At 64.1% G+C, this 18,491-nt stretch carries 17 protein-coding genes; 11 read left to right on the top strand and 6 right to left on the bottom strand.

Annotated elements, in window-relative coordinates; genetic code table 11:
• Position 1: 1 nt before the first annotated feature.
• Positions 2 to 601: a helix-turn-helix domain-containing protein gene (locus AKG11_RS16870; RefSeq protein ID WP_050744707.1), complete on the bottom strand. Its 600-nt coding sequence runs from the start codon at positions 599 to 601 to the stop codon at positions 2 to 4.
• A 222-nt stretch (positions 602 to 823) separates the two neighbouring features.
• Here AKG11_RS16870 and AKG11_RS16865 point away from each other — a divergent pair, with 222 nt between their 5' ends.
• The 11 genes from AKG11_RS16865 to AKG11_RS16815 all read left to right on the top strand — a co-directional run bounded on the left by AKG11_RS16865 (position 824) and on the right by AKG11_RS16815 (position 11,830).
• Positions 824 to 2,785, top strand: a complete 1,962-nt coding sequence (locus AKG11_RS16865; protein WP_050744706.1) for an oxidoreductase — start codon at positions 824 to 826, stop codon at positions 2,783 to 2,785.
• A 159-nt stretch (positions 2,786 to 2,944) separates the two neighbouring features.
• On the top strand, positions 2,945 to 3,562 hold the full coding sequence (locus AKG11_RS16860; RefSeq protein WP_050744705.1) for a helix-turn-helix domain-containing protein: 618 nt from the start codon (positions 2,945 to 2,947) through the stop codon (positions 3,560 to 3,562).
• Between the two features lie 45 nt (positions 3,563 to 3,607).
• Positions 3,608 to 4,678: an extracellular solute-binding protein gene (locus AKG11_RS16855; protein WP_050744704.1), complete on the top strand. Its 1,071-nt coding sequence runs from the start codon at positions 3,608 to 3,610 to the stop codon at positions 4,676 to 4,678.
• Between the two features lie 205 nt (positions 4,679 to 4,883).
• Positions 4,884 to 5,750, top strand: coding sequence for an ABC transporter permease (locus AKG11_RS16850; protein WP_050744703.1), 867 nt, complete (start codon positions 4,884 to 4,886; stop codon positions 5,748 to 5,750).
• 3 nt (positions 5,751 to 5,753) lie between these two features.
• A complete protein-coding gene (locus AKG11_RS16845; RefSeq protein ID WP_050744702.1) occupies positions 5,754 to 6,539 on the top strand; it encodes an ABC transporter permease in 786 nt (261 codons plus the stop codon).
• A 3-nt stretch (positions 6,540 to 6,542) separates the two neighbouring features.
• Positions 6,543 to 7,658, top strand: coding sequence for an ABC transporter ATP-binding protein (locus AKG11_RS16840; protein ID WP_050744701.1), 1,116 nt, complete (start codon positions 6,543 to 6,545; stop codon positions 7,656 to 7,658).
• Positions 7,659 to 7,675: 17 nt separating this feature from the next.
• On the top strand, positions 7,676 to 9,061 hold the full coding sequence (locus tag AKG11_RS16835; protein ID WP_050744700.1) for an NAD(P)/FAD-dependent oxidoreductase: 1,386 nt from the start codon (positions 7,676 to 7,678) through the stop codon (positions 9,059 to 9,061).
• Between the two features lie 19 nt (positions 9,062 to 9,080).
• Positions 9,081 to 9,440, top strand: a complete 360-nt coding sequence (locus tag AKG11_RS16830) for a cupin domain-containing protein (RefSeq protein WP_050744699.1) — start codon at positions 9,081 to 9,083, stop codon at positions 9,438 to 9,440.
• Between the two features lie 96 nt (positions 9,441 to 9,536).
• Positions 9,537 to 10,133, top strand: a complete 597-nt coding sequence (locus tag AKG11_RS16825; protein ID WP_050744698.1) for a DJ-1/PfpI family protein — start codon at positions 9,537 to 9,539, stop codon at positions 10,131 to 10,133.
• 22 nt (positions 10,134 to 10,155) lie between these two features.
• Positions 10,156 to 10,506 (top strand): ribbon-helix-helix domain-containing protein, encoded by a 351-nt coding sequence (locus AKG11_RS16820; RefSeq protein WP_023513893.1) that lies wholly within the window; start codon positions 10,156 to 10,158, stop codon positions 10,504 to 10,506.
• A 301-nt stretch (positions 10,507 to 10,807) separates the two neighbouring features.
• On the top strand, positions 10,808 to 11,830 hold the full coding sequence (locus AKG11_RS16815; RefSeq protein WP_050744697.1) for an LLM class flavin-dependent oxidoreductase: 1,023 nt from the start codon (positions 10,808 to 10,810) through the stop codon (positions 11,828 to 11,830).
• 175 nt (positions 11,831 to 12,005) lie between these two features.
• Here the strand turns inward: AKG11_RS16815 and AKG11_RS16810 are convergent, their stop codons facing one another.
• From AKG11_RS16810 to AKG11_RS16790, 5 genes are all read right to left on the bottom strand, one after another.
• Complete coding sequence (locus AKG11_RS16810) at positions 12,006 to 14,189, bottom strand: TonB-dependent siderophore receptor (RefSeq protein WP_050744963.1); 2,184 nt, start codon at positions 14,187 to 14,189, stop codon at positions 12,006 to 12,008.
• Between the two features lie 160 nt (positions 14,190 to 14,349).
• The gene (locus AKG11_RS16805; protein ID WP_050744696.1) at positions 14,350 to 15,234 is read right to left on the bottom strand and encodes a helix-turn-helix transcriptional regulator; all 885 of its coding nucleotides are present in this window, start codon (positions 15,232 to 15,234) and stop codon (positions 14,350 to 14,352) included.
• 132 nt (positions 15,235 to 15,366) lie between these two features.
• Positions 15,367 to 16,872 carry a tripartite tricarboxylate transporter permease gene (locus tag AKG11_RS16800; RefSeq protein ID WP_050744695.1) on the bottom strand — a complete coding sequence of 502 codons (1,506 nt, stop codon included), beginning with the start codon at positions 16,870 to 16,872 and terminating at the stop codon, positions 15,367 to 15,369.
• Between the two features lie 9 nt (positions 16,873 to 16,881).
• Positions 16,882 to 17,343, bottom strand: a complete 462-nt coding sequence (locus AKG11_RS16795; RefSeq protein ID WP_050744694.1) for a tripartite tricarboxylate transporter TctB family protein — start codon at positions 17,341 to 17,343, stop codon at positions 16,882 to 16,884.
• A 146-nt stretch (positions 17,344 to 17,489) separates the two neighbouring features.
• Positions 17,490 to 18,473, bottom strand: coding sequence for a tripartite tricarboxylate transporter substrate-binding protein (locus AKG11_RS16790; RefSeq protein WP_050744693.1), 984 nt, complete (start codon positions 18,471 to 18,473; stop codon positions 17,490 to 17,492).
• Between the last annotated feature and the right edge of the window lie 18 nt (positions 18,474 to 18,491).

The following is an 18,491-nucleotide window of genomic DNA, read 5'->3' as shown; positions in this document are numbered from 1 at the left end:
GTCAGAAGCTGGGCGGGCTGATCGCCCAGAGCACGACGGCCTCCCGGCTTCCCGGATTGCGGTAGCGGTGCGGCTCACCGGCGGAATAGGAGCAGCTGTCGCCCTCGCGCAGGTGGAAATGCCGTTCGCCGACCCACATCTCCAATTCGCCTGTCACGACGAACCCGACGGCGTCACCCGCATGGGTGTAGCTTTCCGCGCTTTCGCTGCCCGGCGGCAGGCGGGTGTGAATCATCTCGACCTGGAGGCTCATCTTCGGCGTCAGCAGTTCGTCGACGATGCCGCCGTCATACTGGATGCGCAGACGGTTGCCGCGGCGGATGACGTACCCCTGCTCGGCCTGCGGCACCGCCGCCGCACCGCCGAAGAACCATTGCACGGTCACCCCGAGACTGCGGGCAATGCCGACCAGGGCCGGGATCGACGGGTAGGCAAGATTGCGCTCGATCTGGCTGATATAGCCGGTCGAAAGGTCGCAACTTTCGGCCAACTGGGCGAGCGTCATGCCCCGCCGCTTGCGCAAGCCGCGGATACGCTCGCCGAGCACCGGATCCTCGGCCACCGCGCCGCCCTGCCCTCCAAGAACATCCTCGCCCACCATCACCTCTTCCCTTTCCACGCGATACCGGCGCATGGCGGCAAGGTTGCCCAGAATAGAGCACGTGGCAACAGATTTTGCCGTTAGTAAAAAAAATCGTCGATTTTTTACTTTGGATAAAATATAAGCACCTGGCTTCGCTCAATCAGGATGGGAGGACTGAATGATGGAGAATGCACGGACCGATCGCGCCATGCGCCACTGTCGCAAGACCGGGAGCGCAGCATGACTGCGTCCGCCGCCTTTCCGAACCTCTTCCAGCCGCTGACGATCCGCGGCGTGCGGCTGAAGAACCGCATCATGTCCACCGGCCACGACACGACGCTGCCGACCGATGGCCGCGTCAACGCGGCTCTCGTCGCCTACCACGAGGCCAGAGCCAAAGGCGGCGTCGGTCTTATCGTCTCACAGGTGGCCGGCGTGCACGAGACGGCGCGCTACACCTCGCACATGCTGATGGCGACGGACGACAGCTGCATCGAGGGCTATCGCAAACTGGCGGAAACCTGCCACGCCCACGGCTGCGCGCTCTTCTCGCAGCTTTTCCATCCCGGCCGCGAAATCATGGAGGGCGGCGACGGCCTGCTGACGGTCGCCTATGCCCCCTCCGTCACGCCCAACGAGCGGTTTCGCGTCATGCCGCGCGCGCTCGACCAAGCGATGATCGACGAGATCGTCGCCGGCTATGGTGCGGCCGCCCGGCGCATGCTGGAGGCCGGTGTCGACGGCGTGGAGCTGGTGGCAAGCCACGGCTACCTGCCGGCGCAATTTTTGAACCCGCGCGTCAACCGCCGCACGGATGCCTATGGCGGCGCGCTGGAAAACCGGCTGCGTTTTGCCGAGGAAGCGCTGAAGGCGATCCGATCAGCCACGTCGGAGGATTTCGTCGTCGGCCTGCGCATCAGCGCCGGGGACCGCGATGAAAACGGCCTCACCCCGGACGAGGCGCTCGACGGCTGTCGCCTGCTCGAACCGCTGGTCGACTATGTCAACGTCACCGCCGGCACCTCTGCCTCGCTCGGCGGCGCGGTGCATATCGTGCCGCCCATGGCCTATCGCAACGCCTATCTGTCCAGCGACGCCGCCCGCTTCCGCAAGGCGCTGAGCGTACCGGTCTTCGTTGCCGGCCGTATCAACCAGCCGCAGGAGGCCGAGGCCGTCATCGCCGAGGGCGCAGCCGATGTCTGCGGCATGACGCGCGCGCTGATCTGCGATCCCGAGATGCCGGCTAAGGCCGAAGAAGGCCGCACGGACGATATCCGTGCCTGCATCGCCTGCAACCAGGCCTGTATCGGCCATTTTCACCGCGGCGTGCCGATCTCCTGCATCCAGCATCCGGAGACCGGCCGGGAACTTGCCTTCGGCACGCTGACCCCGGCCGCCCGGCCGAAAAAGGTCATGGTGATCGGCGGCGGGCCGGGCGGCATGAAGGCCGCCGCCATCGCCGCCGCACGCGGCCATCAGGTCACGCTCTATGAAGCCGCAAACCAGCTCGGCGGGCAGGCCCTGCTCGCCCAGCAATTGCCGCGCCGCGTCGAATTCGGCGGCATCGTCACCAACCTGTCGCGCGAACTCGAACTGGCGCAGGTGCGCGTGGTCAAAGGCGTTCGCGTCGATGTGGCCCTTATCGAACAGGAAAGGCCGGACGCCGTCGTGCTCGCGACGGGCGCGAGCCCCTACCTGCCGGAAATCCCCGCCGACGACAGCGTGCAGGTGGTCGATGCCTGGCAGGTGCTGCGCCGCGAAGTCAAGACCGGCAGCCGCGTCGTCGTCGCGGACTGGCGCTGCGACTGGATCGGCCCCGGCATTGCCGAACTGCTGATCAACGAGGGATGCAGCGTCGAACTTGCGGTCAACGGCACCCATCCGGGAGAGCTTCTGCCGCTCTATGTGCGCGACAACATCGCCGCGGAACTGCATAGAAAGGGCATCGGCATCACGCCCTATGCCCGGCTCTACGGCTGCGACGGCGGCACGGTCTACCTGCAACACACCGTCAGCGAACAGCCGATCCTCTTTGAGGAGGTGGATACGCTCGTCCTCTGTCTCGGGCATGCGCCAAACGACACGTTGCGGACGATGCTGACTGGACTGGTCCCGGAGATCCATCTCATCGGAGACTGTCTGGCGCCACGCACCGCCGAAGAAGCCGTCTATGACGGATTAAAGGCTGGAACCGCTCTCTAAGTTGCCATTTTGAAACGGCTTTGCTGCCGAACGCCCTCCCGCCAAGCAGATATCCGCCGAGGGCGGATCCCGGGCAATTCGGGAAAATCGTTGCACCTTGATTTTAGCAGTTGCCAAAATGCCATTCACTTAATACGCTGTTAAGTGAGGAGCAAAACCATGGACGACATCGCGGTCGCGACGAGGAACCAGGCTGCCGTCGGCGAGAAGGTAAAAGCCTTCCGCACCGCCCGCCGCATGTCGTTGCGCACGCTGGGCGAGGCGACCGGAACGACCGCAAGTTTCCTCAGCCAGCTCGAACGGGGCCTTAGCGGCGTCAACATCAGCACGCTGATGCGCATTGCCGGCGCGCTCGGCATCAGCCTGACGGACCTCTTCGAAGAGGCCGCCCCGCCCGTCGGCCGCGTGCTGCGCAAGCACGAGCGCCCGGCCCTGCCGCCGGCCGAGGGTTATCGAAAAATGCTTCTGTCACGGCGGCCGATCCGCGACATGGAAGTCTATATCGGCGAATTCGATCCCGGCGGGTCGACGGGCGACAAGCCCTACAGCCACGGGGACTCGCATGAACTCTTCTTCGTGCTGCGAGGTGAGGTGGAACTCACCCTCGGCGAGGAACGCCATGTGCTGTCGGCTGGCGACAGCATCGAATATCCGACCTCGGTTCCGCACAAGACCGTCAATATCGGCACGGAAACGGCTGAAGTCCTCTGGATGATCGCGCCGCCCACCAGCGTCGCCGATGACCTCGACAAATACCTGCCACGGCCGGGCTCGTAACCGCGGCAGGAACAATTCACGCGAGCGCTACTGGGAGTATCAGTGATGAGGAATTTTGCGAGGGCTTTTGCCCTGACGATGACGTGCGCCCTGGCGTTGCCGGCGTTTGCACAGGAAAAGCCGGTCGCCGGCGAGGTGAAGGAAGGTTCGCTCAAGGGCAAGACGCTGACCTTCGTCTCCTACGGCGGCATCTACCAGGACGGCCAGGTCGCGGCGCTCCAGGATTTCGTCACGAAATCCGGCGTGACGCTGCTCAATGACGGCCCGACGGAGATCGCCAAGCTCAAGGCCCAGGTCGATGCCGGCAACGTCACCTGGGACGTGGTCGACACCGCCGACCTGCCGCCTTACGTGCATTGCGGCACGCTGTTCCAGAAGCTGGACTTCTCCAAGCTCGACGTTTCGAAAATCCCGCCCGGCCAGGTCGGCGAATGCTCGGTTCCGGCGATGAACTACGGCGTCGTCTTGATGTACAAGAACGAGACCTACAAGGACAATCCGCCGAAGAGCTGGGCCGACTTCTTCGATACGGAAAAATTCCCGGGCGTGCGCGCCATCGACGGTTCCGGAGATCCGACCGGCGGCCTGATCGAGCAGGCCTTCAAGGCGACGGGCGGCGATCCCAAGGCGATGACATCAGACGATATCGAGAAGGGCATCCAGAAGCTGCGCGATCTCGGCCCCGACACGATCTACTGGAAGACCGGCGCGGAGAGCCAGCAGCTCGCCGAATCCGGCGAGGCCGACATGGTGATGATGTGGACCGGCCGCGCCATGACCGCGGTGAAGAACGGCGCCGCCTATACGCCCGTCTGGCAGGACTGGCTGGTCGTCATGGACCAGATGACCATCCCGGTCGGCGTCAAAGACACAGATGCCGCCTATGCGCTGCTCAACGCCTATCTCGGCGCGAACGCGCAGGCGATCCTCACCGAAAAGACCTCCTACACGCCGATCAACCTCGACGCCAAGCCGAAGGTCGACGACACCACCGCCGCCTTCCTCACCTCGACGCCCGAGCGCATCGCGCAGGGCTATCAGCAGAACATTCCGTTCTGGGTGAAGAATTTCGACCTCGCCGCGGAAAAGTGGAACGCGCTGCTTTCCGGTAACTGAGGCCTGCGGCGGCGACTGCCCCTCACCCTAACCCTCTCCCCGCAAGCGGGGAGAGGGGACCTGCCCCACGAACCGGTTCTCATTGCGGAAAACGGTGCGGCCTATCCCCTTCGCCCCGTTTACGGGGAGAAGGTGGCCGGCAGGCCGGATGAGGGGCCAGCCCAACTGAGAATGCCGCCACCCAACCGAACCACAGGAGACGACCGTGACCGACACGCCTGACAGGCCCGCTCTCCTTACGCGATGGCGCCCGCGCGGTGCGGTGTGGCTCGCGGCCCCTGCCGTACTGGTGCTGCTCTCCGCGCTCGCCTATCCGCTGGCCATCGTCGTCGTCCGAAGCTTCACCGATCCCGCGCCCGGCCTCGACAATTATGTCTGGTTCTTCCAGTCCGCGGTGAACCGCACCGTGCTGCAACGCACCTTCGTCGTCGCCGCCTGGGTGACGCTCGTCTCGCTGATCTGCGCCTATCCCTATGCCTACGCCATGACCATCGTCGGCAAGAACGTGCGCCTCGCGCTCATCCTGTGCGTGCTCGTGCCCTTCTGGCTGAGCGGCGTGGTGCGCACGCTCGCCTGGGTCATCCTGTTGCAGGATTCCGGCGTCATCAACTCCTTCCTGCGCGGCATCGGCCTGCCGCCCGTAAAACTGATCCGCACGCTGCCCGGCGTCATCATCGGCATGACGCAGGTGCTGCTGCCCTTCATGATCCTGCCGATCTATTCCGTGATGAAGGGCATCGACACGCGCCTGCTCCAGGCCGCCCGCAGCCTCGGCGCAAAGCCCTGGCGCGCCTTCCTGCAGATCTACGTGCCGCTCTCGCTGCCCGGCGTCTATGCCGGCGTCATCATCGTCTTCATCCTGTCGCTCGGCTTCTACATCACCCCTGCCCTTCTCGGCGGCCCGCGCTCGACCATGCTGTCCTCGCTGGTGCAGAACCAGGTGTTGAGCCTGCTCAACTGGGGCCGCGGCGGCGCCATGGGCGTGGTGCTGCTCGTCGCCACCTTCGTGCTTCTCGCCATCGCCGCCCCGCTGATGCGCCAAAAACATTCCTCGACCCGCAGGGAGGCGTAAGAGATGCCATCCTTCCCCCGCGTCCTCCTCGGCCTGTTCTGCCTGCTCGTCGCGGTGCTCCTGCTCGCGCCGACGCTCGTCGTCATCCCCATGTCGTTCAACGGCAACAAGTCGCTCGCCTTCCCGCCGGTCGGCTTCTCCTGGCAATGGTACGACAATTTTTTCCGCAATCCCGACTGGACGACCAGCTTCTCCAATTCGCTGATCATCGCCCTCATCGTCGCGGTCGTGGCGACGGTCGTCGGCACGCTCGCCGCCTTCGGCGTCACGAGAGCGGCGGCGCGCACCGGCGGCCTGCTGCGCGCCCTCCTCATCACGCCGATGGTCGTGCCGGGCGTGGTGCTGGCGATCGGAATCTACGCGGTCTATCTCGATGCCCATCTCGTCGGCACGGTCACCGGCTTCGTGCTGGCGCACACCATGCTCGCCATCCCCTTCGTGCTGATCGCCGTGCAGGCGAGCCTCGAAGTCTTCGACCGCCGCCTTGAAACCGCCGCCGCCAGCCTCGGCGCCGGCCGGCTCACCGTGTTCCGCACCGTGACGTTGCCGCTCATCCTGCCCGGCATCCTCTCCGGCGCGCTCTTCGCCTTCATCACCTCGTTCGACGAGATCATCGTCGCGCTGTTCATCACCAGCCCGTACCTCAAAACCCTGCCGGTGCAGATCTACACCTCGATCACCCGCGACGCCGACCCGACCGTCGCCGCCGTCGGCACGCTGCTGTTCCTCGCGACCTCGCTCATCATCATCGCCGGCCTGCTTTTCGGCATGCGCCGCGGAAGGACCTGACCCATGAACGCACCCCAACGCTCCGCCGGCGCGGCGATCGAAATCCGCAAGGCGTCCAAACGTTACGGCGCGTTCACCGCCCTCAACGATATCGACCTGCACATCCGCCCCGGCGAGTTCATGACGCTGCTCGGCCCCTCCGGCTCCGGCAAGACGACGACACTGAACCTCATCGCCGGTTTCACCGACATCAGCTCCGGCACGCTGGAAATCGGCGGCAAGAGCGTGACGGGCCTGCCCTCGCACAAGCGCAATATCGGCGTCGTCTTCCAACACTACGCGCTTTTCCCGCACATGACGGTCGGGAAGAACGTCGCCTATCCCCTGACGCTGCGCGGCAACAAAGGCGAAGACCGCGAGCGCCGCGTCAAACGCGCCCTCGACATGGTGAAGATGGCCGATTTCGCCCATCGCTACCCCAACGAGTTGTCAGGCGGCCAGCAGCAGCGCGTGGCGCTCGCCCGGGCGCTGGTCTTCGATCCGCCGCTCCTCCTGATGGACGAACCGCTCGGCGCACTCGACAAAAAGCTGCGCGAATGGCTGCAACTCGAAATCAAGCGTATCCACCGCGAACTCGGCACCACCTTCGTCTACGTCACGCACGATCAAGAGGAAGCCCTCGTGCTCTCCGACCGCATCGCCGTCTTCAACGGCGGGCGCATCGAGCAGATCGGCACGGGCCGCGAACTCTACGACCACCCCGCGACACTCTTCGTCGGCCGCTTCATCGGCGAATCCACGGTTCTCCGCGGCAAGGCCGAGGTCTCCGGCAACGACACGGTGATGACCATCGGCGATCAAAGGATTCTTGCCCATGGCCGCCTTCCCGGCGATGCCCGCCCGGTCATCCTGCTGCGGCCCGAGCGCGTGGCGCTGAAACGCCCCGGCATGGACACTCTCCCCGGCGAAAACCGCCTGTCCGGCACGGTCGCCGAGGCGATCTATCTCGGCTCCGGCTCGAAATACGAGGTGCGGCTGACGGACGGCACGGTCGCCGTGGTGCGCAGTCCCCTCGGCGCGACCGATTTTGCCATTGGCGACACCGTCGACATCGCCTTCACCCCCGCCGACCTCATCCTTCTTCCCGACGATGCCAGCGCCGACGTGACGCTGACCTGAACCCGAAAGCCTCTCCCATGGACGTCAAGACCAACGGTGACATCTCCTTCTGGTATGCCGATATCGGCGGCATACCGCGAAAGCGCCCTCCCCTGCCCGGCGATCGCGAGGCCGATGTCTGCATTATCGGCGCCGGCTATACGGGCCTGTGGACGGCCTACTACCTGAAGAAGGCCGATCCCTCGCTCGACATCGTCGTGCTGGAACGGGAGTTCGCGGGCTTCGGCGCATCCGGACGAAACGGCGGCTGGCTATCCGGCGGCTTCGGATGGTCCCGCGACAAATATCTGAAAACCTCGACGCGCGGCGCGGTCATCGACATGCAGCGCGCCATGGCGGGCACGGTGGACGAAGTGATCCGTGTCACCGAGGCCGAGGGCATCGACGCCGATATCCGCCGCGTCGACAATTTCACCGTCGCCACCAACGCGCCGCAGCTCGCCCGCGCTCGCGAGGAGTACCAGTTCTATCTCGATTGGCAGATGCCTGCCGAGCGCCTGGAAATGCTCTCCGCAGAGGAGGTCGCAAAACGCATCCGCATCGCCAACGTCCAGGGCGGCTTCGTTATCCGCGACACCGCGCGCGTGCAGCCGGCCAAGCTCGTGCGTGGCCTTGCCAATGTCGTCGAAGCCCTTGGCGTTCCGATCTTCGAAGGCACCGCGGTCACCCGCTTCGAGAAGGGCCGGGTCGAAACCGACCGCGGCACGGTACGCGCGGCGAAAATCATCCGCGCCACGGAAGGCTTTTCCGCCGGCTTCCCCGGCGAGGAGCGCACCTGGCTGCCGCTGAACAGCGCCCAGATCGTCACCGAGCCCGTACCGGAAGCGCTGTGGCGGGAGATCGGCTGGGAAGGCCACGAACTGCTCGGCGATGCGGCGCATGCCTATTGTTACGCCCAGCGCACCCGCGAGGGTCGCATCACCATGGGCGGGCGCGGCGTGCCCTATCGTTTCGGCTCGAAGACCGACGTGAACGGAAAGACGCAGCAAGCGACCATCGACGCCCTGCATGCCATCCTCACGCGCCTGCTGCCGCAGACGAAACCGCTGAAGATCGACCATGCCTGGTGCGGCGTGCTCGGCGTGCCGCGCGACTGGTGCACGACGGCCGGCTTCGACCGCTCGACGGGCATCGGCTGGGCCGGCGGTTATGTCGGTCTCGGCGTCTCCAGCTCCAACCTTGCCGGCCGCACGCTCTGCGACCTCGTGCTCAACCGTGAGACAGAGCTGACCGCCCTGCCCTGGGTCAACCGCACCGTGCGCAAGTGGGAGCCGGAACCCTTCCGCTGGCTCGGCGTGCATTCCATGTACCAGCTTTACCGCATCGCCGACGAGCGCGAGTTCGCCGGCCTGCCGCACACGTCGAAACTCGCGGCGCTTGCCGACACCATCACAGGCCATTGAGCCAGAGACAGGACGAACCATGATCAGCTTCGAAAATTTCGGCGACCTCCTCCAACGCGATATCGGCGCCTTCGTCGCAAAACCCACCTCCATCGAGGGCGAGCAGCAGGAGGCAACGCTGCCCCTGTGGACGAGCCCGGACGGCAAGATGGAGACGGGCATATGGGAATGCACCCCCGGCCGCTTCACCGCCGACCGTAGCGAGATTGCGGAAATCTGCCACATCCTCACCGGCCGTGTATCGCTGCACAATGCTGACGGCACGAGCCGGGAAATCGGGGCGGGTGAAATGTTCGTGCTGCCGCTCGGCTGGCGCGGCGAATGGACGATCCACGAGCGGACCCGCAAGATCTACACGATGGCGGCGAAGGGTGTCTGACGGCGCTATCGCTGAATCTTAACTGTAGTATTCCCATAGTACCCGCTCGCATGCCGGCCTTGCTAAGCTCCTCCCATTGGTTTTGGGAGGAAACAGATGCCAGCTTCGAAAATTCTGATGATCACCGGCGACTTCACCGAGGACTATGAAACCATGGTCCCGTTCCAGACGCTGCTTGCCTGCGGCTACACCGTGCATGCCGTCTGCCCCGGCAAGAATGCCGGCCAGACCGTCGCGACCGCCATCCATGATTTCGAGGGCGACCAGACCTATACCGAAAAACGTGGCCATAATTTCACCCTCAACGCCACCTTCTCCAGCATCCGCGCCGAAGACTACGACGCGCTGGTCATCCCGGGCGGCCGCGCGCCGGAATATCTGCGCCTCAACCCCGAGGTCATCAAGGCGGTGCGGCACTTCTTCGAAGCCGGCAAGCCGGTGGCCGCCATCTGCCACGGTGCCCAGCTTCTCGCAGCGGCCGGCGTCCTCAAGGGCCGGACCTGCTCGGCCTATCCCGCCTGCCGCCCTGAGGTGGAACTTGCCGGCGGCATCTACGCGGATATCGCGATCGACGATGCGGTCTCCGACGGCAATCTCGTCACGGCACCCGCATGGCCGGCACACCCTTCCTGGCTGCGGCAGTTCATGGCTGTGCTGGACGCCGCGTCCCTGCTACAAACAGACGCTGCCTGAGGAGGCGGACAAGGAGGCCGGGATGTGTGAGCTGTTCATCAAGGCGGATGCGAAGCTCTGGGAGAGCACCACGCGTTCGCTGCGGATCGACGGCATGGTGACGAGCGTGCGGCTGGAGAATTTCTTCTGGTCGAAGCTCGAGGAGATCGCGCGCCGCGATCGCATGAACGTGACGCAGCTGATCACCAAGCTGCACCATGAATCGATCGACGCCGGCCACGACCTCGGAAACTTCACATCTTTCCTGAGGGTGTGCTGCGCGCGCTATCTCGATCTCCAGCTGACCGGAGACATTCCGGCAGACGTCAACCAACCGATCGCCGGGCTGAACGCCCCGGCGATCCTCCTGCGGGAGCGGGAAAAATATCACTGAGCATGGCGGGGATCGCATTGGCGACGTTTCCGCAATGTGCAGTTTTTGAATCTTTTCCAGGGAAAACCGCACAGGGCGCATGGAGTTTCTTTCGAACCTCTGGACAAAGCCAGTTTTCCTGAACCCGGAACCATCCAAACAAGCGGTGACCGCCTGACCCTGCCGTAGCCTTTACCAGCGCAAAAGCATCGAACGGTGAACGCAGCGTTCTCGTTCCACACCTTTTCAAGCCTTGCCCGATACCCCATCTTCGCCGGCGACACCCATCCCAACGGACGCACCGGCGTCGAGGCAAACATCCATGAAGAAAATCGGTTTCCTTTCCTTCGGGCACTGGACCCCCTCCCCCCAATCCGAGACCCGCTCGGCCGGCGATACGCTGCTCCAGTCGATCGACCTTGCCGTCGCGGCGGAGGAACTGGGCGCGGACGGTGCCTATTTCCGGGTGCATCATTTCGCCCGGCAACTCGCCTCCCCCTTTCCGCTCCTTGCCGCCGTCGGCGCGAAGACGGACAGGATCGAGATCGGCACGGCCGTCATCGACATGCGCTACGAAAACCCGCTCTACATGGCAGAGGACGCCGGCGCAGCCGACCTCATCTCCCGTGGACGCCTGCAGCTCGGCATCAGCCGCGGCTCGCCCGAGCAGGTTATCGACGGCTGGCGTTACTTCGGTTACCAGCCGCAGGAAGGCCAGAGCGACGCCGACATGGGGCGACGGCATGCCGAAGTGTTTCTGGATGTGCTGAAAGGCGAAGGTTTCGCACAGCCGAACCCGCGGCCGATGTTCCCCAACCCGCCCGGCCTCCTGCGACTGGAGCCGCATTCGGAAGGCTTGCGCGAGCGCATCTGGTGGGGTGCAAGCTCGAACGCCACCGCCGTCTGGGCGGCGAAGCTCGGCATGAACCTGCAGAGCTCGACGCTGAAGAACGACGAGACGGGCGAGCCGTTCCATGTCCAGCAGGCGGCGCAGATCCGCGCCTATCGCGAGGCATGGAAGGAAGCCGGCCACGGCCGCACACCGCGTGTTTCGGTCAGCCGCAGTATCTTCGCGCTCGTCGACGACCGCGACCGGGCCTATTTCGGCCGCGGCGGCAAGGAGGCGGATTCGATCGGCTTCATCGACGACCAGACGCGGGCGATCTTCGGCCGCTCCTATGCCGACGAGCCGGACAAGCTCATCGGGCAGCTTGCCGCCGACGAGGCGATCCGGGAGGCCGATACACTGCTGCTGACCGTGCCGAACCAGCTGGGCGTCGAGTACAATGCCCATGTCATCGAGGCCATCCTGAAGCACGTAGCACCGGCGCTGGGCTGGCGCTGATTGGCTGAAACGACAAAGGCGCGTCGGATTTTCCGGCGCGCCTCGGTTTCGACGGCAAGCTCCGCCCCACCCGCCTCCGTCATCTGCAGGTCAGGCCCGCCCATGACGGAGGAAAGGTTTGCGTGCCTCATTGGCAAGCGAAAGGCGCACCGGAGCCTCGGTGCGCCTTTGCCCCTTACCAGGTGCGGCTGAGCTTGAAGGTAATGGTACGGCCATCGCCGTAGCCGCAGACCATGGTGGTCTGGCACCCCTTCACATACTCCTTGTCGAAGAGGTTGGTGACGTTGAGCGCCGCGCCCCAGCCGTCCGTCTCGTAGCGCAGCGCCGCGTCGGCGAGCACCACGTCCGGCACCTTCTTGGTGTTGGCGTAATCCGCCCAAGATTCGCCCTGGTAGCGCACGCCGCCGCCGACGCTGAGCCCTTCCAGGGCGCCTTCCGGGATAGTGTAGGCGAGCCAGAGCGACGCGGTGACTTCCGGCACCAGATAGGGGCTGTTGCCGATCAGGGTCCGGTCGGCGTGTTCCGTCATTTCCAGCTTCTGGTAGGTGAAGGCCGCCGTCGCCTTCCAGTCGTTGGCGATCTGCGCCTTCGCTTCCAGTTCGATCCCCGTCGAGGTCACTTCGCCGATCTGCGACTGCAGGAAGGTCAACGGGTCGGTGACGGTCCAGTTCTGTTTCACGAGATGGAAGACCGAAGCCGTGAGCATGCCGTCAAAGCCCGTCGGCTCGTACTTGAAGCCGCCTTCGAGCTGATAGCCTTCCTCCGGCTTGATCGGTGCTGTCGCGCTTGCACCGATAACTGGCAGGAAGAACGTCGAAACGCTGGCATAGGGGGTAAAGCCGTTGGCAAATTCGTAGGCGAGGCCTGCACGGCCGCTCACGGCCTTGTCGTCGGAGGTGTAGCTATAGCCGACCGCAGCATCGGATTCGGTGCGCACGAAGTCGTAGCGCCCGTTCAAGGTGGCGATGAAGCCGCCGCCGAAGCGGATCTGATCCTGCGCATAGAGGCCGACCTGGCGCTGCGTCAGCACCTGATCGAGATAGACGAACTTGTCACCCTGAGCGACACCGTAGAGCGGGTCGAGCACATCGATCGGCGTCGCACCGCCCGCGGCCTGGGTCTGCTCGATCCTGTAGTATTTGAAATCGAGACCGACCGTCAGGTCGTGCTCCAGCCCGCCCGTCTGGAACGTGCCGTTCAGGCGGTTGTCGAGCGCGAAGGTATCCACCTCGGTGTCGCCATGGAAGCCGATGCGGGTAAACGTATCCGTGCTGCCATCCGGCTGCTCCAGCCAGCCTGCATCCGTATCCCGGTTGTAGTAACCGTAAATGTAGGCCATGGTCTCCTCCTTCGAGAGGTGACCGTAGCGACCGTTCTGCGAGAAGGTCCAGCCATTGTCGAAGGTGTGCTCGAACTCGTGGCCGAGCAGGAATTGCTGGTAACCGCCATCATCGGACGACGGCTCGCCATAGAAACCTTCCGGATCGATCTTGCCGAAGCGCGCCGATTCCACGGTCCCGTAGTAGGGATAGAAGCCGTTGCCGACATGCACCTGGTCCATGGCGCTGTAGAAGGCGTAGACGTTGAGCTTCGTCGCATCATCCGGCTGCCAGGTAACCTGCGGCATGATCCCGCCGCGCAGGTCTTCCGAATAGTCGGTCGTCTGGTCACCGCCCGCAAGCTTGCCCGTAAGGCGGAAATTGACGCCGCTCCCAAGCGGTGTGTTGACGTCGAAACCGGCGAAGGCATTGCCGTAATTGTTGACGCCGATCTCGCTGTAGACCAGCTTCTCCTCGAGCGGTCGCTTGCCGACCATATTGACAAGACCGCCGGGATTGGCCGCGCCGTAGAGCACGGAGGCCGGCCCCTTCAGCACTTCCACTCGTTCGAGGAAGAACGGATCAACCTGGAAGTTGCCGAACGAATAACTGAAGAGATTGAGGCTATCGAGGAAAAGCCCTGTCTGGCTGGCATCGAAACCGCGAATGTAGATCCAGTCCGTGTCCGGATCGGAGCCGAAGGGTTCGGCGAAGACGCCGGACGTGTAGCGCAGCGCTTCGTCCACCTTGCCGACGACGCCGCGGTCTTCGAGTTCATCCCGGCCGATGACAGAAACGGCCTGGGGGATATCGCGAAGCGCGGTATCGGATTTCGAGCCGGTAGCGGACACCTTGGCGACATAACCCCTGACAGGTCCCGTCGCGGAGGCCTCCCCTTCCCCGCCGGCCCCCTCGACGACTACGGGATTGAGCGTCGTGCTGTCCTGGGCCTCGGCATGGCCCAGTCCGGCGAGCATGGACATTGCAACACCCGCCAAAAGCCTTGCCCGCGGCGCCGGCCCCTTCGATTTCATCATCATCTGCGCATACCCCACTCACCCGTTCGCCAGCCAGAACGGTCTTCCAACAATAAGGTGAGTGCTTAACTCAGTTTTAATGATCGGGCTTGTCGCATTCCGCGAAAATTGTACGTTCTTGGGCAATTTTCCACGGAGCGAACAATCGCCCGACCGCGCAAGCTCAGGTCAGCTGCACTTTCTGCCAATGGGCCGGGGTCGTGCCGAAATTCTTGCGGAAAACCCGGGTGAAATGCGCCTGGTCGGCAAATCCGGTCTCGGCGGCGATCTCCGTCAGAGGCTGATCACCCTGCAAAAGCAATTGCTTGGCCCGGCGCAGCCGCGCATTCACCTGCCATTGATGGGGCGCAATGCCGGTCGATGCCTTGAAGGCATGGCTGAAATGGGATTGCGACAGGCCGATCAGGCTGGCGAGTTCCTCCAGCCGGATGTTGCGCAAGCAGTTTTCTTCAATGAAGTCGGTCGCGCGACGAAGTTGCCAGCCCGCCAGTTTGCCGCGCTTACGGCCCGGCATCTTACCCAGTTTCATGACATCGATGATCAGCGCCAGCGCCAGGCCGTCGCCATAGAGGTCATGCAGCGGCAGCGGATTGATGCATTCGGCAGCGATGAGCTGCGCCAGCGAAAACAGGCGGTCATCGGAGAAGAACAGCTTCGGGGTAGCGAGCCGCTCCGGATCGAGATCCTCCGCCAGGCGCCGGCCAACCGTTTCCACATCGAAATGCAGGTCGAGATGGCGCAGGAACTGGTGATCGGCGAGATCCGCCCAGAGTTCAAAATTCGCGGGGATGTAGGCAATCGGGCAATGCCGCCAGTCCTCGACGGATTCGCTCCCCCCAGGCGCGAGGCGAATGCGAGAATCGCCCGGCCCCTGCTTGTCGAGCAGGATGAAAAGCCGCGGGTCCCGGCCGACATAATAGCCGCCTGCATGGGCCGCGCATTCGACATCCCAGACATCAGCGACGATGCCGTTCCAGTGACGACGGTTGAGACCGCCGACGACGGAAAAGCCCTCGATCCTGTTCTGCATGCGCGGCTGGAACGTCATCTTCCCCTGCTGATATTCCTTCTATTTTTCCTCAAGTTTTTTAACCCGGTTTCTGCCGCAATGCAATATCGCTAAAATGCGAGGAGGAGCGGCTCGTCGCCACTCCTCCCCTCCCCCGCAGGTTTTCCTGTTTCAGTCTTCTTCTTGGAAAACCTCTTCACGCTTCTTCTTGACCGAAGGCAGGAAGACGATGATGAGAACCGCCAGCGCCAGTGCCAGCAGGATTGCGCTGATAGGACGTGTGACGAAGGTCGTCGGGTCGCCGCGCGACAGGATCATGGCGCGGCGCAGGTTCTCCTCCAGCAAAGGCCCGAGCACGAAGCCGAGCAGCAGCGGCGCCGGCTCGCAGCGCAACTTGACCAGCAGATACCCGCCAAGGCCGAACAGCGCGACCGCATAGAGGTCGTAGACGTTCGAGTTGACGCTGTAGACCCCGATCGAGCAGAACGCCATGATGATCGGGAAGAGCACATAGTAGGGCACCGTCAGCAGCTTCACCCAGAGGCCGATCAGCGGCAGGTTCAGCACGACAAGCATCAGGTTGCCGATCCACATCGAGGCGATGATGCCCCAGAACAGCGTCGGCTGCTCGGTCGCGACATTCGGCCCCGGCACGATGCCCTGGATGATCATCGCCCCGACCATCAGCGCCATGACGGGATTGGCGGGGATGCCGAGCGTCAACAGCGGGATGAACGAGGTTTGGGCACCCGCATTGTTGGCCGATTCCGGTCCGGCGACACCTGCAACCGCGCCGTGGCCGAACTCTTCAGGATGATCCGATACACGTTTTTCCACCGTGTAGGACGCGAAGGCCGCGAGGATCGCCCCTCCCCCCGGCAGGATGCCGAGCGCCGAGCCGATGGCCGTGCCGCGCAGCACCGGACCGACCATGCGCCGGAAGTCGTCCTTCGTCGGCCAGAGCCCGGACACCTTGGCCATGATGAGGCTGCGTGTCTTCTCTCCCTCGAGGTTGCGCAGGATCTCGGCGATGCCGAAGACGCCGACCGCAACGGCAACGAAGTTGAGCCCGTCGGCATATTCGCGAATGCCGAGGGTGAAGCGCGGCGTGCCGGTATAGATGTCCGTACCGACGAGGCCGAGCAGCAAGCCCAGCGCCACCATGGCCAGTGCCTTGACGATCGAGCCGTGGGCCAGCGCGATGGACGAAACCAGACCGACGACCATCAGAGAGAAATACTCGGCAGCGCCGAATTCGAGTGCGATGGCCGTCAGGGGAATGGCGAAGATCGCGACGAGGAAGGTGGAGACCGTGCCGGCGAAGAACGAGCCGAGCGCAGCGATGGAGAGCGCCGCTCCTGCCCTGCCCTTGCGGGCCATCTGATAACCGTCGATGGCGGTCACGGCGGATGAAGACTCGCCCGGCATGTTGATCAGGATCGCCGTGGTCGAGCCACCATATTGCGCGCCGTAGTAGATGCCGGCGAGCATGATCAGCGAAGAGACCGGTTCCAGCTTGAAGGTGATCGGCAGGAGCATGGCGATGGTCGCCGTCGCGCCGATACCGGGCAGAACACCGATCAGCGTTCCGAGCAGCACGCCGATCAGGCAGAAGGCGAGGTTTTCCGGCGAGGCCGCGGTGGAAAAGCCGAGCGCGAGATTGCTGACAAGATCCATGCGCGCCTCCTAAAGCCGGGTCCAGGGGCCGAAGCGTTCGAACGGCAACCCGAGGGCGTAGCTGAACACCAGGACGGAAAAGAGCGTGATCGCCCCTGCGAGCACCAGCGCCATCAGCGGCTTCATGCGCGTCGAGGCGAAGGCGGCGATAAGCGCGGCGAAGAACAGCGACGGCACGAAGCCGAGCCCGCGCACGGTGAGCCCGAAGAAAACGGGCGCCGGCAGAATGAACAACATGCCGCGCAGCGCCAGCGGGGCTATGGGCTCGCCCTGCACCCGTGTCGCCTGCACCAGCACGACGACGCCGAGCAGCGTCAGGATCGCGGCGAGGATCAACGGGAAGTAACCCGGCCCCATGCGGAAAGCCGTGCCGAGCTCAAGGTTGAGGCATTGATAGATAAAGAAGCCGCCAAGCGCGATAAAGGTCAGGCCGCAGATCGCATTGGTACCGTCGAACTGTAATTGTTTCATGGGTTCCCCTCTTCCAGCGGCCGGGACGGGCCGCGCAGGCGGTCAGGGCTCGTGGCGACATCGACTGCCGCTGCGAGCCGCTCCGTGCACCGCCGTGTCGTTTCCGTCATCTCGACGGAAACGACACGCGACGGCAGCGGTTGACCTCAGTCAGCGTACTGGCCGGCCGCCTCGATGACAGGCTTCCAGCGCGCAATCTCGCCTTCGAGTTTTGCCTTCAGGGCAGCCGGCGTTGCGTCTGCCTCTGCCGACGGCGCCGTGCCGAGTTCGGCAAAGCGGGCAACGACGTTGGGGTCCTTCAGCGCAGCCTGCAGCGACTTGGACAGGCGTTCCGTCACGTCGGCCGGCGTACCCTTGGGCGCATAGACGCCGTGCCAGATGCCGACCTGGAAGCCGGAGAGACCGGCTTCTTCCGCCGTCGGGACATCCGGCAGATTGCCGAGCCGGGCAGGGGAGGTCACCGCGTAGGCCTTGATCGTGCCGCCCTGGATCTGCTTCGTCGTGTTGGTCGTCTGGTCACACATCACGTCGACCTGGCCGCCGAGCAGATCCGTCATCGCGGGGCCGGTGCCCTTGTAGGGAACGGTAACGAACTGCGTCTGCATGGCGCTCATCAGCAGCATGCCGCACAGATGCGAGGCCGCGCCGATGCCGGCATTGGCCACGGTCACCGTATCCTTGTTCGCCTTCATGTAGTCGATCAGGCCCTTGAGGTCCGTCGGCTCGAGATCCTTGCGGGCGACGATCGTCATCGGCACATCGGTGACGAGGCCGACATATTCGAACGCGTTCAAAGTGTCATAGGCGAGCTTGCGATAGAGCGTCGCGCTGGTCGCCATGCCGATATGGTGGAGCAGCAGCGTGTAACCGTCCGGGTCTGCGCTGGCCACACGGCCCGCACCCAGCGTGCCGCCGGCGCCGCCGACATTCTCGACCACGATCTGCTGGCCAAGATCCTTTGACATCGCTTCGGCGACGAGGCGGGTGACCGTATCGGTCGGACCGCCCGCGGAGAAGGGCACCACCATGGTGATGGTCCGTTCCGGATAGGTCTGGCCGAGTGCCGACGTGGCGAGCAGCGATACGGCGAGTGCGGCCGAGACGCCGAACAGGGCTTTCAATGTCTTCATCAAATCCTCCCGATGAAA

The sequence above is a fragment of the Shinella sp. SUS2 genome (assembly GCF_001262505.1).
Lineage (GTDB): Bacteria > Pseudomonadota > Alphaproteobacteria > Rhizobiales > Rhizobiaceae > Shinella.
Note: the sequence above shows the minus strand (reverse complement) of the source record. Positions and strands in the feature narration are given on the sequence as shown.